This window comes from Erysipelatoclostridium sp. MSK.23.31 (assembly GCF_019125875.1).
GTDB classification, from domain to species: Bacteria; Bacillota_I; Bacilli_A; order Erysipelotrichales; family Coprobacillaceae; genus Thomasclavelia; species Thomasclavelia ramosa.
Window position 1 is genome coordinate 19,349 of sequence record NZ_JAHOCB010000010.1, and the last position, 16,645, is coordinate 35,993.

Consider the following 16,645-nt stretch of genomic DNA (forward strand, 5'->3'; position numbering starts at 1 on the left):
ATATTATTAGATTATTTAATTATTAATTTGTCTTAACAAAAAAATATCTCACCTTCACCACATCAAAAAAGCAACAGATGCAACTGTTGCCCATTATTATCTTTATGCGAATAGTTTCTCCCATAATCCAAATAGAAAAATAAAAATAACAATTAGGGGGAGAATCCAACTAATGTAAAATTTGGCTTTTTCAGGAAAATGCAAGCCCTCACCGGCATTAGCCTCGGTCATAAACTTCTTCCAACCCCAACCTAGACGCCGAGTACAGAAAAACAAAAATACAAGTGATCCTAATGGCATAATTACATTAGAAACTAAAAAGTCTAATAAATCTAAAACTGCACTCCCCGGTCCAAATGGCTGAAATCCAGATAAAACACTATATCCAACTGCACAAGGAATACTACCAAGAACAATAATAATAAAATTTAAAATGACACTTTTCTTCCTTGACCAATTTAATAGATCCATTGAAAATGAAACAATATTTTCAAATACGGCAATAATCGTAGAGAGAGCCGCAAAATTCATAAAAACAAAAAACAAGGTACCCCAAATTTGACCATTTTCCATAACATTAAAAATATTTGGCAGTGTCACAAAAACTAATCCCGGTCCACTTCCTGCATCCACCCCAAAAGACATACAAGCTGGAAAAATAATCAATCCTGCCATTGTTGCAACAAAAGTATCTAGCGCTAAAACACGTAACCCTTCGCCAGTTAAAGAATGTTCTCTACCAATATAACTACCAAAAATAGCCATTCCCCCCATTCCAATACTCAAAGTAAAAAATGCTTGTCCCATTGCACCATAAACAGCATTAAAGATTCCATTTTCCATCAATAAATTAAAATCTGGAACTAAGTAAAATTCAACTCCTTTTATTGCACCGTCTAAACTCAAAGACTTCACAACTAATAAGAGCATCACTCCTAGCAATAATCCCATCATTACTTTCGTTACTTTTTCAACACCTCGTTGAAGACCAACAGCACAAATTCCACAGCCGATCACAACAATCAAGATCATCCAAAAAATACTAGCTTGTGGATCTGCTTGAAGACTGACAAAAACATTATTGACTTCACTTGGATTTAGTCCAATAAAATCACCATTCAACATTTTAACAAAATAGGCTAGCATCCAGCCGGCAATAGTCGTATAAAACATTACTAACAAATAATTTCCCACCATTGCGACATACGAAAATATGTGCCATTTTTGTCCTTTCTTTTCTAAAACATGAAAACTTTTAGCAATACTCTTTTGAGAAGCGCGTCCAACTGAGTATTCCATTACAATGATTGGTAAACCTAATATGATCAGGAAAAATAAATAGACTAATACAAATGCCCCTCCACCGTATTTTCCAACCATATACGGAAAACGCCAAATATTTCCTAATCCAATCGCACATCCAGCAGATAATAAAATAAAACCTAGACGTGATGATAATCTTTCTCTGTTCATCAAATTGTCTCCTTTTTAAAACAATGCCTTAATTGTAAAGGAAATCATAAAATCCGTCAATCAATAAGAAAAAGTTATGATAACGATTTAATTTATCATAACTTAAATATAATAATTATTTTTTCTTTACCGGAATCCAAATTTCTGAATAATAATTTTCATCATGATTGCCTCGTGGATAGTCCTCACACGGTGTATACATTTCAATATTATAATGCTCAGCAACTTCGTATGTATCATTATTTGGTAACCATTCAGAAAAAATCTTTGTATTCACTTCTTGCAATGATTTAGGTACAGCACCATGACAAGCAAATACTGCCCATGTTAATTGTGGAATTTCACAAACTTCATACCCATCTGGAATTTCACTGTCCAAAACATACTCATCAGCAATCAAATATTTAAATCCTTCATCTTTTTCATCTTCAATGCAAACCCCGTATACACCACACACTTTTTTATCAGCGGACTGCATATGCTCTCCCCAAAATTTAGGAATCTCATTAAATGCACAATCAAAATCAAACCTTCTTGCCTTACCTAAGACTGTAAATGCTTCTTTTTCAATAATTTTGTAATCCATGGTTGAACCACCTTTCAAAGTAAACTGTATTTTTAACGGAGCAAAAGATTTAATCATCAATTGCTCTTTTCTTGCGACAGTCGGAGTAACTCCGTGAAATCGAGTGAATGCTTTAGTAAAACTATCTGGTGAATCATAACCATATTCTAATGCAATTTCAATAATCTTCTTATTCGTAGTAATGACCTCACTACCAGCTAGTGATAATCTTCGATAACGAATATACTCTGCAACACTAAAACCACATAGAATTCTAAATGCTTTTTGAAAATAAAAACTTGAAACATATGCTTCATTTGCAACATCTACAATCTTAATATCTTCTTTAAGATGTTCTTCAATGTATTTTAAAGCATTACTAATTCCATCAGTCCAATTCATTGTGTTCCTCCTTTGTCAAATCAATCATAACAAATCTTCAATCCTAACATCCCGACATTTCTTGCTCACTTTTGTCTAGTTGATTCATATACATATTATAGTGAATTATTTCATAATCAATGAAATATTTAGAAGATTATTTGGCAATAATTTATCTAATGATTAAATTTAACTATTTTTTTATCATTTTCTAACAAAACATAGGGGTAAAATTGATAAATTTGTGATATAATTAACCGTCGAAAGAAGGTGTTTTTATGTCCCCTGTGCCCGAGCGATTGTGCGCTAAGAAAAAGAAAATAAAATAGAGAAACAGGAGGCATAAACATGAACCTCCTGTAAGTGGAGGTTATTATGTTAGAATTTTACAAAACTTTTGGAACTGAAACAAAAAAGATCGATAAACCAGAACCAGGCAGCTGGATCAGCGCTATTGCTCCAACTGAAGAAGAAAAAAACTATTTGATTGAAGAAATGGGAATTCTACCGGAATTTGTTAAATCTTCATTAGATGCTGAAGAAAGCTCGCATATCGACTATGACGAAGATTATAATCAGACTCTAGTAATCGTTGACTATCCTAGTGCTGAAGAAGTAGAAGATGGTTACGATAAAAATATGTTACAATATACGACATTGCCCTTAGGTATTGTGATCATGAAAGGATACGTTGTTACCATTTCCTTATATGAAAACTTAAATATCGATGATATGGCACAAGGTCGGATCAAAGGTGTCAATACTGATTTAAAAACAAGATTTTTATTACTATTATTATTACGAATTTCTCAACGATATTTAATTTATCTGCGCCAAATTGATCGGATCTCTTCTCGAACTGAACAAAGATTACACAAATCAATGCAAAATAAAGAATTGATTCAAATGTTAGGACTAGAAAAATCATTAGTATATTTTTCTACCTCATTAAAAACGGACGAAATAACATTAAATAAAATTATGCGTGGGAAAGCTATTAAATTATATGATGAAGATCAAGACCTATTAGATGACGTTTTGATTGAAATCCATCAGGCAATTGAAATGTGTAATATCTATTCAAATATTTTATCAGGAACAATGGATGCATTTGCTTCAGTTATTTCCAATAACCTGAATATTGTTATGAAAGTATTAACAGTTATTACGATCGTTATGGCTATTCCAAATATTATTTTCAGTTTTTATGGAATGAATGTTGCAGGTTTACCATTTCCACAATGGTGGTTCCCAACGGGACTAGCAATAGTTGCCTGTATTATCGCCACAATTATTTTCATCAAAAAAGATATGTTTCATTAAATAAATTCTAGATTATATGTATTTATAATCTAGTTTTTTATACTTGTTAAACATAAATGTACTATAATATAACTATGGGGTGATATTAATGGAAATTAGAACACTACAATATTTTCTTACCATCGCAAGGGAAGAAAGTATTTCTGGGGCAGCTGAATATCTACATGTAACGCAGCCAACATTATCAAGACAAATGAAAGAGTTAGAAGAAGAATTAGGAAAACAATTATTTATCCGGGGAAAACGTCGTATTACTTTGACTGATGAAGGCATGATCTTAAGAAAACGGGCAGAAGAAATTCTTGGGCTTGTTGAAAGGGCAGAAGCTGAAGTCAAAGCTAATGAAGAACTATTAACAGGTGATATTTATCTAGGATGTGGTGAGAGTGAAGGAATGCGTCCGATTGCCAAGACAATTGCAACGATGTTGGAAAAATACCCTCATGTAAAATTTCATTTGCATAGTGGAAAAGCTGAAGAGGTAATGGAAAAAATTGATGCTGGAGTTCTAGATTTTGGAATCGTTATTGAGCCTGTTGATTTAAATAAGTACGATTATTTAAGGCTTCCTTATAGCAATGTTTGGGGGATTTTAATGAAGCGGGATAGTACTCTAGCATCACTTGACAAAATAACCCCTGATGATCTACGTGGAAAACCTCTTCTTTGTTCAAATCAAGGGATGGTAAAAAATGAATTAGCTGGATGGATTGGTGGAAATCAAAGGAAATTAAATATTGTGGGAACTTATAATTTATTATTTAATGCATCTTTAATAGTTGAAGAAGGAAATTTATATGCTTTATGCTTAGATAAAATTTTTAATTCTAATAACAGTTCATTATGCTTTAGACCACTTGAACCAAAATTAGAAGCGAATATGCTAATAATTTGGAAAAAATACCAACTCTTTACCAAAAGTGCTGAAACATTTTTAAATATGATAAAAGATAATATTACATAAAGATAAAAAGAGAACTAAAATTGTTATTTCTCTTTTTACAATAAATTATTTTTTCGTTTCGCAATAATGTCACTTATATCAAATGGTGTTTCATCTTTAGGTAATGATCATACATCTAAAAATGGAACATCTGCAACTGACCTTATTGGAAATTCAAACTTTGCTGTAACATTCTTCATTTTACATTCAATCACTCCGATATATATTGGGAGTATCGTCTTTCTACTTTCCAAAAGGACAATTTCACGATGGTTGCAGGTGGATAATAAATTATATCCTTTTTTAATTTTGTAATCATCATTACCATCAATTAACTTGATAGTTCCTTTAGCAATTATTGAACGATAATCATGATAACGCCCCTTATACTTGTAGTCTGGAAAATCATGAAACAAACCAAATTCAATACACAACAAATAAGATATTATTCAAAAAAATCTAAATTATTTTCCTAAATAAAAATCGACTATTAAACTTTAAAATTAAAAGCCTATTCAGTCGATTCGTAAATCCTATTCAATCTAAATAATTTGAAAAATATAAAATTTTAAATATGACGTTTCTTCCATTGTCCATAAAATTGGATGGTCTGGGTTTTGTTGAGTAACTGATACTTGTTTAAGGGTTACTCCAGCCTCATGCGCTGATTCACGAAGCATCTTTTCAAAATTATCAGTCTCCATAAAACGTGAACAACTACATGTAATTAAGTATCCACCTCTGCCTAATAATTTCATTGCTTTCATATTGATTTTCTTATAACCATTATAAGCATGATCTACCGTTCTTCTCGATTTCGTAAAAGCAGGTGGATCTAAAACAATAATATCAAACTGTCCCTTTTTACATTTATCTAGATAGTCAAAAACATCATCTTTTACAAAAGAAATACATCCTTGTAAATTATTTAGTTTAGCATTAGCATATCCCTGATCAAGAGCAGTTTGTGATACATCTACTGCAACCACTTCTTTAGCTTTACCATAAGCCGCATTTAATGCAAAGCCCCCAGTATGACTAAAGCAATCCAAAACTTTTTTTCCATACGCTATATTTCTAAGTAAAACACGATTTGCTTTTTGATCTAAAAAGTAACCTGTTTTTTGACCATTTTCAACATCAACACTTAAATTGATTCCATTTTCATTAATAATCGTCGTTGTCGGTAAATTAATATTTCTCCAATATCCTTTTTCTAAAGGCAGTCCTTCTTTTGCTCTAACCTTAATATCATTTCTTTCATAGATACCTTTAACATCTTGCCCATCTTCTGTTAAAACCTCTAGTAATATTTCATAGATCATATCTTTGATTTTATCTAATCCGTATGAACTAATTTGGCAAACTAAAATATCATTATAGCGATCAACTGTTAATCCCGGCAGTTCATCTGCTTCTCCAAAAACCAAACGACAATTAGTTAAATTTTCTTTTTCTACTGTCTTGCGAAAGTCATAAGCAAATTGTATTCTTCGCTTAAAAAAGTTTCGATCAAATATTTCATTTATATCTTTAGATAAAATTCTTACCGTAATGTGACTATTTTTAGAAATAAAACCTGTTCCAAGGTAACGGCCAGTAGTAGTAATGATATCTACCAACGCTCCATTTTCAATTGTTTCATCAATATTAACAGCATTATTTCTATACATCCACATCTGACCTTTATCAAGCCATTTTTCTCCTTCTTCAGATATAATGACCTTAGGATATTTTCTTTTCATTAATGTACCTCTCTTATAAATATTTTCTTCTTCACTATTCTACTATAGTTCGATTTCATAAACAAATATATTTCTTATTTATCAATAGATTCTTCGATATTAATCACTAAATATCCAATACTTAATGATTTTCATTATTAATTCAGTGTTTTTATAATTTAGATATGATAGAATTAATAAAATAATAATATTTTAGGGAGGTGGTCATGATGATTCTAGGTTATGTTTGCCGTAGAGTCGAAGGCACTGTGCTTCGTACAGAGTCTGTTAATCAATAGGCTAGGCGATCAGAGTATAATGCTCTAGCTGTGCGAAGCGATTAGAAACAATCGCCTGATCCTATTAATCTTAGGCTCTGTTTATTTTAAATAAATTTATAAAATAAAGGAGCAAATATACAATGATTGAAATAGGAATGCATAAAATTTATAAAAATTTTGGTTATAAACAAGTATTAAAAGATATTAATTTTGAGATTTTAACTGGTGATCGTGTGGGAATTGTAGGCAAAAATGGTAGTGGCAAATCTACAGTGTTTAAAATGATCATGAAAAAAGAATTCCCTGATACAGGAAATATTACTATTCGCAAACAAGCTACTATTGGCTATTTAGAACAAATTCCAACAATCAGTGATAATGATATAACAGTAAAAGATATGCTGATGTCATCTTTTTTCGAAATTCATGCTATTGAACAACGAATGCGAGCACTTGAACAAGATATGATGCATAATAATGTCGATGAAGCGATATTAAACAAATATGCTAAAATACAAGATCAATACATAGCCCTGGGCGGCTATGAAGTTGAAGAAAAACTAAACAAAGTCATTACCGGCTTTAAATTGCATAGTATTTTAGATAAGCCGTTTGCTATCTTGAGCGGTGGTCAAAAAACAATTATTAATTTAGCCCAATTAATTTTAACTGAACCTGATATCTTATTATTAGATGAACCAACTAATCATTTAGATATTACAATGTTAGAATGGCTAGAAAATTATTTAAATAAGTATCGTGGGACTATTGTGATTATTTCACATGATCGCTATTTTTTGGATCGAGTAACTAATAAAACTATTCTTTTAGATAACAGTGAAAATCGTTTATTCCACGGTAATTACTCATACACCTTAAAAGAACAAGAAAGATTATTATTACAAGAATTTGAACAATACAAAACTCAACAGAAGAAAATCGAAGCAATAAAAGCTTCTATCAAGCGTTATCGAGATTGGGGTAATCAAGGTGATAATGAAAAATTCTTTAAAAAAGCCAAAGAATTAGAAAAACGTTTAGAAAAGATGGAAATCCTCGATAAACCACAATTAGAAAAAAAGAAACTGCCACTTAACTTTTTGGGTGAACGCAGTAGCAAAGAAGTGCTTAAAGTCATTGATTTTGGAATATCTTTTAATAATCTATCTTTATTTTCAAAAGTGAATTTTACACTTTATTATCAGGAAAAAACAGTCCTACTAGGAAATAATGGTTCAGGTAAAACATCATTTATTAAAGCTCTTCTTGGAAACCTTAATAATTATCAAGGTGAGTTAAAAATGGCGGAAACAGTCTTAATTGGATATATACCTCAAGAAATAAATTTTATCAATAACAATGATTCAATTCTTCAAACATTTTGTCATGAATATCCTTGTTTGGAAGGTGAGGCTAGAGGGATTCTAGCTAAATATTCTTTTTATCAAGATCAGGTTTTCAAACGAGTAGGAAACTTATCTGGTGGTGAAAAAGTATTATTAAAAATGGCTATTTTAATGCAACATAAAGTCAACTTATTAATTTTAGATGAACCAACTAATCATATTGATATTGAAACTCGTGAAATTTTAGAAGATGCACTTTCAAATTATTCAGGAACATTATTATTTGTATCACACGATCGTTATTTCATCGACAAACTAGCTCAACGTAAATTAGTTATCGAAAATAATACAATCAACAGTGTTTATTGTGACTACAAATAAACTATAAAAAAGGACGACTAATGAAGTGAATCTCCCTTATTTGGACATGATAGGGAAGGTTCATTTCTTAACATCCTCCTTTTTTTGTTATTCTTCTCTAACTACCGCTAAATAAATTATTTACTTATTCATACCAGCTAAATAAGCTACAATCACAATCTAATAATTCAATTTCTTTCATTTCATCATTTGTTAATTCAAAATCAAAAATCTCCCAATTTTCCTTTATTCTATCTTTATGGATCGATTTAGGTATAATCGCAATACCTTTTTGATTTAAAAATCTTAAAGCAACCTGAGCTGTTGATTTACGATGTGATTTAGCTATTTTTTCTAATATTAAATTGCCAAAGATATTATTTTTTCCACATGCCAGTGGTGACCACGCTTCAAGCTTGATTCCATATTGGTTCATATCTTTTTGAAAAACTTTTCTTTGATGAAAAATATGTGCTTCAACTTGATTGACCATAGGAATTATTGTACATGAACTAATAACAGTATTAAAATCATGAATAAAAAAATTTGATAAGCCAATCGCTTTTAACTTGCCGGCCTTATAATAATCTTCCATCGCTCGATATGTTTCTGTTATATTTCCAGATGGCCAATGAAACAACATTAAATCAATGTATTTTGTCTGTAATTTATTTAACGCTTCATCAATATACTGACATGCTTGACGATAACTATCAGCCCCATATATCTTAGTTGTTAGAAAGATTTCAGCTCTCGAAATACCTGAATCTATAAGCGCCTCTCCAACTTCTCTTTCATTACCATAGTTCCTTGCGGTATCAATATGTCGATACCCAATTGCTAAAGCATCTAAGACACATTGCTTTGTCATTAATAATGGAATTTGGTATACACCAAAGCCTATACTTGGCATTTTAATACCATTATTTAATTGTATATATTCCATATTCAATCTTTCTCCTAATTTTTAATTTATATTCTTATCAAAAGGTCAAATGGACTATTATTTATCTTAAAGCTCCTCTAAATCAATAAGAAAGCACGCTTATTTTAAGCAATAAAAATAACAACCAAAGTATAGACGATCAGTGTAATAATCATAAAGATAGAAACAAAGGCACTTGTAAATGAGGCATCATCTTCATCTTTATATAATGGGGCAATAACAGGCATCAATCCAAATCCAGTGGGACACATAAAATAGATAATTGGAGCCATCATAAAAGTCTTATCGGCCATTTGGGCAGGAAATAAAATAAAGAATCCCGCAATAACCATCGCATAATAAACAATTTTAATTCCCATTAACTTAAGAATCGGTACTAATGTTTTTTTATCAACATTTAAATCATAGCCTAAAATAAATAAAATCATTGAAACGATCGGTGTTGTGGCTTGTGATAATGTTCCTGTAATCATTTCACCAAATTGCGATGCTATCAGTAAATCATAAATCCCCGTAAAATTCAAAACAAGACCGACAATCACAGCAATAACAAAAGAATTTGTAAAAATACTTTTAATCATCTCTTTCATTGAAGAACCTGTTGCCGCTTCTTTAGCTATTAAAACTGGAAAAACAATAAAAGCAATAACTGTTCCAGCAATATCAAAAATAACAGTATTACTAGATTTTCCAACAATAGAAAGATATAACGGTAATGCCACATTTCCTCCCTCTACTACTGTAAGTAAATAAGGTGAAAAATGAGCATATTTCTTGCCCGCAAGTGGTGCAAGTAATTTACCTGCAACTAAAGCTAGAAGGTAAACACCAAAAACATAACCAATAATTTTAATATGGTCTGTTTCAATCGTTGCTGTACACATCAAATTAAGGACTAAAATAGGAAATAAAATTTTAAATATTATTGCATTAGCTCCATTTTTCTGTTCAAGTGTGATCCATCCCTTTACTCGTGCGATAAAGCCTAGTGCCAGCATAAAAAATACTGGAAATAACGTTGTTAAAGCTGCCATAATAATCTCCCTTCATTTATATAATTTCTTCTTTATGAGTTAAATTTTCCCATATACCGGAAATACACTAAACTCTCCATAATTTTTAATTTTATTAATATTTTTTAAAAGCATCATATCTTCATCACTGATAATAAAATCTAAATCCGCATTATTTTGCATATGTCCTGGATCAGCAGTTTTAGGTAGTGGTAAGGTATCTAACTGTAAACAATACTTAATACACAATTGAGGAATTGTAACCCCATATTTATCAGCAATTAATTTAACTTCATTATTTTTTAACATTTCTCCATGACCTACTGGTGAATAAGCTTCAACTAAAATATCATGTGCTTGACAATAATTAATTATATCAAATGGGGTATTAGAAATATGTGCCAAAATTTGATTAACCGCAGGTTTTATTTCACAATTATTTAAAATGTTTTCAATATCTACGATTTCAAAATTTGATAAACCGATTGCTCTAATTTTCCCCATTTTATAAAACTCTTCCAGTGCTTTCCAAACATCTATATTTTCTTTAAAATAATGATTTTCTTCTCTAAATTTTGTCCATGGTTGTGGTGCATGAATGATCATTAAATCAATATATTCAAGCTCTAATCTCTTTAATGAATCAATAATAGATCGTCTCGCTTCTTCATATGTTTTAAAATCTGCTTGAATCTTTGTTGTTATAAAAAGATTCTCTCGCTCAACACCACAAGTTTTAATTCCAATTCCAACACCATTTTCATTCTCATATCCTTGGGCAGTATCGATATGGCGATACCCTAGTTTAACAGCTTTCTTTACTGCATCAGCTACTTTATTATCAGCAATTTCCCAAGTTCCTAACCCTAATTTAGGTATTTCTACCCCATTATTTAATTTATAATTTTCCTTTAAGATCATAATTTTTCCTCCATTATTTTTTATCAAATATTCCTGCCTGATTGAGTGTTCTAGTTAAATAATCTAAACAATATAATTTCTCTTGACCATCTCGAATCTTTAATAATAATTCAGCTCTTTGGCTTAATAAAATATTTTTACTTTTTTGAAAATATTCTGAGTTAATACTTTCAATAAATTCATTGATTTTTTCCGTATCCATACCAGCATCGAGCAGTGCTATAACAATTTCTTTTTCACTAATTTTCTGCACATTCAATTTAACCATCTCCTTTCAAGCCGTTTTATTCTACACTTATAATTATCAATAAAAGCCATGAAAATACAAATACTTATATTTTATGGTTTTCCATGCTTTTTATTTATGCAAAAAACTGTATCGTCATCTTTATATGACAATACAGTTAATCATTACTTATAAAATTAAATACTCAATTAATCTAAATCTTGACCATTACTTTGTATTACTTTTTGATACCAATAGAAAGAATCTTTAGGACTACGTTTCATCGTTCCAGTTCCATCATCATGTTTATCAACATAGATAAAACCATAACGTTTTCTCATTTCACCAGTGCCTGCCGAAACTAGATCGATACAGCCCCAAGTCGTATATGCAATTAAATCAACACCATTATTAATTGCTTTATCCATAGCCAAGATATGATCTCGATAATAATCGATACGATAATCATCATGGATTGTTCCATCTTCCTCAACTGTATCAAAAGCTCCTAAACCATTTTCTACAACCATCAATGGCCTTTGATAACGATCATAAATCATTTCAAGATAATATTGTAATCCATCTGGATCAAACGCCCATCCCCAATCAGAATATTGAAGATATTCATTTCGTGCTCCTGTTGTAAAGTTTCCACCTACTGCATCAGCAATCTCATGAGTTGTAATCAAAGAAGACATATAATAAGAGAAAGTATACATATCAACAGTACCTTCTTTTAAATCGATTAAATCTTGTTCTGTAATATCTAATTTAACATTATGTTCATCCCATAAACGTTTAGCATAAGTCGGATATTTACCAAAACATTGGACATCACCGCAATAGAAGATTGATTTTTCCCATTGATGACGATTTGCTAAAACATCCTTAGGATCACATGTTGCTGGATAACTTGTAATACCGCAAATCATACAACCAATCTTATTTTCGGAATCAATTTCATGACCTATCTTAACCGCATGAGCACTTGCAACAAATTGATGATGTAAATGTTGATAAGCACGTTGATAATCCTCTTCTTTAGCCTCATAGAATAAACCTAATCCCATGATTGTATTATTAATTTCATTAAAAGTTAACCAATATTTAACTAAACCTTTAAACTCTGTAAAAACTGTTCGTGCATAATGATCAAAAAACTTGATCAACTTTCTATTTGACCATCCTCCATATTTTTCAATTAAATATAAAGGTGTATCAAAATGCCAAATTGTAACTAAAGGCTCAATATTATATTTTCTTAATTCCTTGAAAACACTACGATAAAATTCGATTCCCTTTTGATTAGGGGTCTCTTCATCACCATGAGGAAATAGTCTTGACCATGAAATAGACATTCTAAAAGTTTTAAAACCCATTTCCGCAAACATCTTAATATCTTCTTTATAATGATGATAAAAATCAATACCATCATGGTTAGGGTATAAACATTCATCTAAACAAGCAAAATGGGCTCCTTCAGGTAATTGAACCTGCCCTTCACTAGTAACGATCTTACAATGTTTACCATCCTTGTCAATATAAGTAACCTGTCTACTTTCTTTAACTGATCCTCCTGTAGTAACATCTGTTAAAGCAGGACCACGTCCATCTTCATTCCAGGCTCCTTCACATTGGTTCGCAGCAGTAGCTCCGCCCCATAAAAAATTCTTTGGAAAACTCATTTTTTCTCCTCCTTTATTTATCTTTTCTATAATTATCTCACAATTTAAAAAAACTACAAATGCTTATATTATATATATTATTATACCTTTTCTTTATGGTATAATTTTTTAAATGGAGGTGCAATATTAATGGAAATACGTATTTTAAAATACTTTCTTGCAGTAGCTCAAGAAGAAAGTATCACAAAAGCCGCTGAAATTTTACACACTACCCAGCCAAATTTATCCCGTCAATTAAATATGCTTGAAGCAGAGGTTGGAAAAAAATTATTTGAAAGAGGTAGCCGAAAAGTTACTCTAACAGAAGAAGGGATGTTTCTTAGAAAACGAGCGAAAGAAATAATTGATTTAACTGAACGAACTGAATCAGAACTTAGCACCTATGGGGAAACAACATCCGGTGATATCTATATTGGCGCCCCAGAAACTTATGTAATGCATTCAATTGCTGAAATTTTTAAAAGGATGCACAACCAATACCCTAATATTAAGTATCATATTTTTAGCGGAAGTACTTTAGAAGTTTCAGAACAGTTAAATAAAGGTCTCCTAGACTTTGCCATCTTAATTGAACCAATCGATCTAGAAAAATATAATTATCTTAAGTTACCATATACAGATACTTGGGGTGTACTGATGCGAAGAGATAGTCCATTAGCAAAACTAAATGCAATCACTCCAGAAGATATCAAAGACGAACCTATTTTCCTTGCCCATCAACAATCAAGTGCAAACGTATTATCAGGCTGGTTTAAAGAATATTATCGTAATCTAAATGTGATTGGCAGCTTTAATCTTATCACTACCCCAGCAATGATCGTAGAAAGTGGTTTAGGCTATGTTTTTACATTTGATAAATTAATTAATACAACCGGTAATTGTAACCTCTGCTTCCGACCATTAGAACCAAATTTTGAAACTGGATTTTATCTTGTCTGGAAAAAATATCAAATTTTCAGCCGTTCTGCTAAAATGTTTTTAGAGGAACTGCAAAAAGTTCTATTTTAATTAATTATTCACAAAGAAAGCTAACAAAGCAGCACTCTGTTAGCTTTTTAATATGAGCTTACCAATATCCATATACTAGATTATTCTTCTAATTCATAATTAATATGTTCTAATGTCATTTGCAGCTTTTCTTTTTTATTATCATTGTTATAATTAAGATAATGTGAATATAAGATATCAACCACGATCAAGGCGGGAATTTGGGGTGAGATTTTATCAGAAATAGCTAAATTTTTTAACCCCCCAATCAAGATCAGTTCATCATAATAAGAACGATATTCATATACCCGAGCAGCAGATAACATAATTGTTTTAGCTCCTTTTTCTTTTGCTTCTCGTAATCCTTCTATAACTTCTTCGGTTTTTCCACTTACACTGATTCCAATCACTAATGATTCTTGATTTACTCGGGTAATATTCATCCGAATAGAATGTGATTCTGCTAAATAATCAACATCTAATCCTAATCTCATAAACCTTAATTTAAATTCTCTTGCAACAACTGACGATGAGCCAATTCCATAAATATAAACTCGATTATATTCATCCAGCATCTTAGCTATTCTAACCATTTGGTCATTATCAATCAATGAATAAGTTTTCTCTAAAACTTTTTGATAAGAGTTTAAAACTTGTTTAGTTAATAAATCTAAATGCCGGCTTGATTGGTGAGAATCTTGATAAGCAAATAGAAATTGTCGATATCCACTAAACCCTAACTTTTTAGCAAACCGTGATAAGGATGCTTCAGATACATATAATCTTTGAGAAACCGCTTTTGATGATAAATCTTCATCTTCAACTTGATCAATGAAATAATTAGCAATATTTTTTTCCACATTCGTTAGTTCTTCATAAGCTGATTCAATAATTGGAATCACACTTCTATTATAAGATAACACCTAACCCCTCCTTTACTATACAAATGATTATAGCATAAAAAGGAAACTTACGTTTCCTATAACTTAATTTCCATTCCAATTTCAAACATCCGTTTCCACGGCATATATATTTTTGTTATATTAAAAGGATAGCGCTGACTAAGATGAAGATGTCCAAAATTAATCTGTAACTTCTTTTTAATAATATTCTCTACATCCGTTTGTTGATCTTTAAAATCATAATAAGATAATCCTTTATGTGGTAAATCATTTTCGACAACTTCTTTTCTAACTATTGCTTGATAAAAAACATCTTCGATAAGACGATAACATAAATTATTAATTACGTTTTCCTGACCAATAAAAGCTTGAGATAAAGTTGTTCCTAAGGAATTACAATTTGTATTCCATCCTGCATAGCTTACTAATTGATCTAAAATATTTAGCTCATCTAAATATTCAATTAATTGTAGATCACCACCATTACTAAAAGCACTGTCGCATAACGCCACATGATAACCACTATTTATATAATCTTGAATTTGTTCAGCAAAAGCCAATAAATAACGATAACTTGTATAAGTTACATCTAAATCATTTTTATCAATAAAAGCTTCTTGCATGATCTTACCTGGCGAATTTATCGCTAAAACCACATCAGCATCTTGAGGATTGTTGACCAGCTTAGCTTTACATACGCGTACATGTGATTTTAGACTTTCATACATTGGTCGATCTTCATATTTAGGAATAATCATTGGTCCTAATACCGAAGCGTAAAAAGGATAAACTTTTGGTTCTAAATGATAGTATTCATGATAAGCACGTGCTAATAATGACAGACCTACTTCGTCAGCTCCAGGATAGATCATTACTTTCTGATCTAATCTTTTTTCCTTTAAAGCATTAATAACGATTTTTTGGGATATTGCAGTATATCCATAAGGTGACGAGTCATCTTGTGGAATAACCAGAAAATCAAGATAGCCAGCTTCAAGAAAATCAATAACCTTTAAATTAATCTTAGTATTAAACAAACGACGCTGCTCATAATCAGTTATAATTTCCTGAGGAATATCAATACCGAGAAGTTCATCTTTTTCTTTTTGATTTAACCCATGTCTTTTTTTTAGATCAAGAAGATATTTTCTTCGAAAAAGAGCAAAGCCGTAACTTTCATAATAATCAGGTTCTTCTTCACTCGAATTATAACTTGGTGCACGCATAATACAATGATAAGCATATATTTTTATTTGAGGTTTCAACTGTTTTAGATATTTAATTAGTTCTAAACGTTGAAGCGCATCTGTTTCACTCAAATAGTGTAATCGTGATGGAATCAATCCACCATATACGATCATATCTATCGAGATAATACAATTATCACATCCTTCAATATTTTCATCGATAAATTGTTTAAAATATTCCACCTGAGCCGGCTTCTTTTTATGACCTAAAAAACTTTTATCCGGTTCAACTAATTCGATTTGTTGATTTGACTGGGCAATCATTAAAGGAAAATTATAATTGCATGGTCGTTCATCTAAAGGAATAAATAATGTTTTCATT

15 protein-coding genes are annotated in these 16,645 nt (G+C 30.9%); 4 read left to right on the forward strand and 11 right to left on the reverse strand.

Annotated features, from left to right (window positions below):
• Positions 1 to 102 precede the first annotated feature (102 nt).
• Together KSU54_RS06385 and KSU54_RS06390 are read right to left on the reverse strand one after the other, a co-directional pair.
• Positions 103 to 1,473, reverse strand: coding sequence for a sodium-dependent transporter (locus KSU54_RS06385; RefSeq protein WP_003535867.1), 1,371 nt, complete (start codon positions 1,471 to 1,473; stop codon positions 103 to 105).
• A gap of 115 nt (positions 1,474 to 1,588) precedes the next feature.
• Complete coding sequence (locus tag KSU54_RS06390; protein WP_008791221.1) at positions 1,589 to 2,440, reverse strand: AraC family transcriptional regulator; 852 nt, start codon at positions 2,438 to 2,440, stop codon at positions 1,589 to 1,591.
• Between the two features lie 354 nt (positions 2,441 to 2,794).
• On the opposite strand from KSU54_RS06390, the gene KSU54_RS06395 reads away from it, so the two are divergent.
• On the forward strand, positions 2,795 to 3,742 hold the full coding sequence (locus KSU54_RS06395) for a magnesium transporter CorA family protein (protein WP_008791220.1): 948 nt from the start codon (positions 2,795 to 2,797) through the stop codon (positions 3,740 to 3,742).
• Between the two features lie 88 nt (positions 3,743 to 3,830).
• Positions 3,831 to 4,706 (forward strand): LysR family transcriptional regulator, encoded by an 876-nt coding sequence (locus KSU54_RS06400; RefSeq protein WP_003535859.1) that lies wholly within the window; start codon positions 3,831 to 3,833, stop codon positions 4,704 to 4,706.
• A gap of 107 nt (positions 4,707 to 4,813) precedes the next feature.
• Here the strand turns inward: KSU54_RS06400 and KSU54_RS06405 are convergent, their stop codons facing one another.
• Together KSU54_RS06405 and KSU54_RS06410 are read right to left on the reverse strand one after the other, a co-directional pair.
• A complete protein-coding gene (locus KSU54_RS06405; protein ID WP_226814486.1) occupies positions 4,814 to 5,122 on the reverse strand; it encodes a hypothetical protein in 309 nt (102 codons plus the stop codon).
• A 105-nt stretch (positions 5,123 to 5,227) separates the two neighbouring features.
• Positions 5,228 to 6,430 carry a class I SAM-dependent rRNA methyltransferase gene (locus KSU54_RS06410; RefSeq protein ID WP_003535856.1) on the reverse strand — a complete coding sequence of 401 codons (1,203 nt, stop codon included), beginning with the start codon at positions 6,428 to 6,430 and terminating at the stop codon, positions 5,228 to 5,230.
• Positions 6,431 to 6,830: 400 nt separating this feature from the next.
• Here KSU54_RS06410 and abc-f point away from each other — a divergent pair, with 400 nt between their 5' ends.
• A complete protein-coding gene (abc-f, locus tag KSU54_RS06415; RefSeq protein ID WP_003535849.1) occupies positions 6,831 to 8,417 on the forward strand; it encodes a ribosomal protection-like ABC-F family protein in 1,587 nt (528 codons plus the stop codon).
• A gap of 124 nt (positions 8,418 to 8,541) precedes the next feature.
• Here the strand turns inward: abc-f and KSU54_RS06420 are convergent, their stop codons facing one another.
• From KSU54_RS06420 to KSU54_RS06440, 5 genes are all read right to left on the reverse strand, one after another.
• On the reverse strand, positions 8,542 to 9,342 hold the full coding sequence (locus tag KSU54_RS06420; protein ID WP_003535847.1) for an aldo/keto reductase: 801 nt from the start codon (positions 9,340 to 9,342) through the stop codon (positions 8,542 to 8,544).
• A 104-nt stretch (positions 9,343 to 9,446) separates the two neighbouring features.
• On the reverse strand, positions 9,447 to 10,376 hold the full coding sequence (locus tag KSU54_RS06425) for an AEC family transporter (RefSeq protein ID WP_003535845.1): 930 nt from the start codon (positions 10,374 to 10,376) through the stop codon (positions 9,447 to 9,449).
• Between the two features lie 39 nt (positions 10,377 to 10,415).
• Positions 10,416 to 11,276 carry an aldo/keto reductase gene (locus tag KSU54_RS06430; protein WP_009299925.1) on the reverse strand — a complete coding sequence of 287 codons (861 nt, stop codon included), beginning with the start codon at positions 11,274 to 11,276 and terminating at the stop codon, positions 10,416 to 10,418.
• 13 nt (positions 11,277 to 11,289) lie between these two features.
• On the reverse strand, positions 11,290 to 11,544 hold the full coding sequence (locus KSU54_RS06435; RefSeq protein WP_003535840.1) for a hypothetical protein: 255 nt from the start codon (positions 11,542 to 11,544) through the stop codon (positions 11,290 to 11,292).
• Positions 11,545 to 11,711: 167 nt separating this feature from the next.
• Positions 11,712 to 13,187, reverse strand: a complete 1,476-nt coding sequence (locus KSU54_RS06440) for a family 1 glycosylhydrolase (protein WP_003535839.1) — start codon at positions 13,185 to 13,187, stop codon at positions 11,712 to 11,714.
• 129 nt (positions 13,188 to 13,316) lie between these two features.
• Between KSU54_RS06440 and KSU54_RS06445 the strand changes: the two genes are divergently transcribed.
• Positions 13,317 to 14,195 carry a LysR family transcriptional regulator gene (locus KSU54_RS06445; RefSeq protein WP_003535837.1) on the forward strand — a complete coding sequence of 293 codons (879 nt, stop codon included), beginning with the start codon at positions 13,317 to 13,319 and terminating at the stop codon, positions 14,193 to 14,195.
• 80 nt (positions 14,196 to 14,275) lie between these two features.
• Here the strand turns inward: KSU54_RS06445 and KSU54_RS19275 are convergent, their stop codons facing one another.
• Together KSU54_RS19275 and KSU54_RS06455 are read right to left on the reverse strand one after the other, a co-directional pair.
• The gene (locus tag KSU54_RS19275; RefSeq protein ID WP_009009267.1) at positions 14,276 to 15,097 is read right to left on the reverse strand and encodes a MurR/RpiR family transcriptional regulator; all 822 of its coding nucleotides are present in this window, start codon (positions 15,095 to 15,097) and stop codon (positions 14,276 to 14,278) included.
• A gap of 56 nt (positions 15,098 to 15,153) precedes the next feature.
• Complete coding sequence (locus KSU54_RS06455) at positions 15,154 to 16,644, reverse strand: DUF4127 family protein (RefSeq protein WP_003535834.1); 1,491 nt, start codon at positions 16,642 to 16,644, stop codon at positions 15,154 to 15,156.
• Between the last annotated feature and the right edge of the window lies 1 nt (position 16,645).

Coding starts and splice junctions, on each gene's coding strand:
- KSU54_RS06455 (WP_003535834.1), bottom strand. CDS start 16,644: ATGAAAACATTATTTATTCCTTTAGATGAACGACCATGCAATTATAAT.
- KSU54_RS06435 (WP_003535840.1), bottom strand. CDS start 11,544: ATGGTTAAATTGAATGTGCAGAAAATTAGTGAAAAAGAAATTGTTATA.
- KSU54_RS06395 (WP_008791220.1), top strand. CDS start 2,795: ATGTTAGAATTTTACAAAACTTTTGGAACTGAAACAAAAAAGATCGAT.
- KSU54_RS06420 (WP_003535847.1), bottom strand. CDS start 9,342: ATGGAATATATACAATTAAATAATGGTATTAAAATGCCAAGTATAGGC.
- KSU54_RS06400 (WP_003535859.1), top strand. CDS start 3,831: ATGGAAATTAGAACACTACAATATTTTCTTACCATCGCAAGGGAAGAA.
- KSU54_RS06425 (WP_003535845.1), bottom strand. CDS start 10,376: ATGGCAGCTTTAACAACGTTATTTCCAGTATTTTTTATGCTGGCACTA.
- KSU54_RS06390 (WP_008791221.1), bottom strand. CDS start 2,440: ATGAATTGGACTGATGGAATTAGTAATGCTTTAAAATACATTGAAGAA.
- KSU54_RS06410 (WP_003535856.1), bottom strand. CDS start 6,430: ATGAAAAGAAAATATCCTAAGGTCATTATATCTGAAGAAGGAGAAAAA.
- abc-f (WP_003535849.1), top strand. CDS start 6,831: ATGATTGAAATAGGAATGCATAAAATTTATAAAAATTTTGGTTATAAA.
- KSU54_RS06385 (WP_003535867.1), bottom strand. CDS start 1,473: ATGAACAGAGAAAGATTATCATCACGTCTAGGTTTTATTTTATTATCT.
- KSU54_RS06445 (WP_003535837.1), top strand. CDS start 13,317: ATGGAAATACGTATTTTAAAATACTTTCTTGCAGTAGCTCAAGAAGAA.
- KSU54_RS06430 (WP_009299925.1), bottom strand. CDS start 11,276: ATGATCTTAAAGGAAAATTATAAATTAAATAATGGGGTAGAAATACCT.
- KSU54_RS06440 (WP_003535839.1), bottom strand. CDS start 13,187: ATGAGTTTTCCAAAGAATTTTTTATGGGGCGGAGCTACTGCTGCGAAC.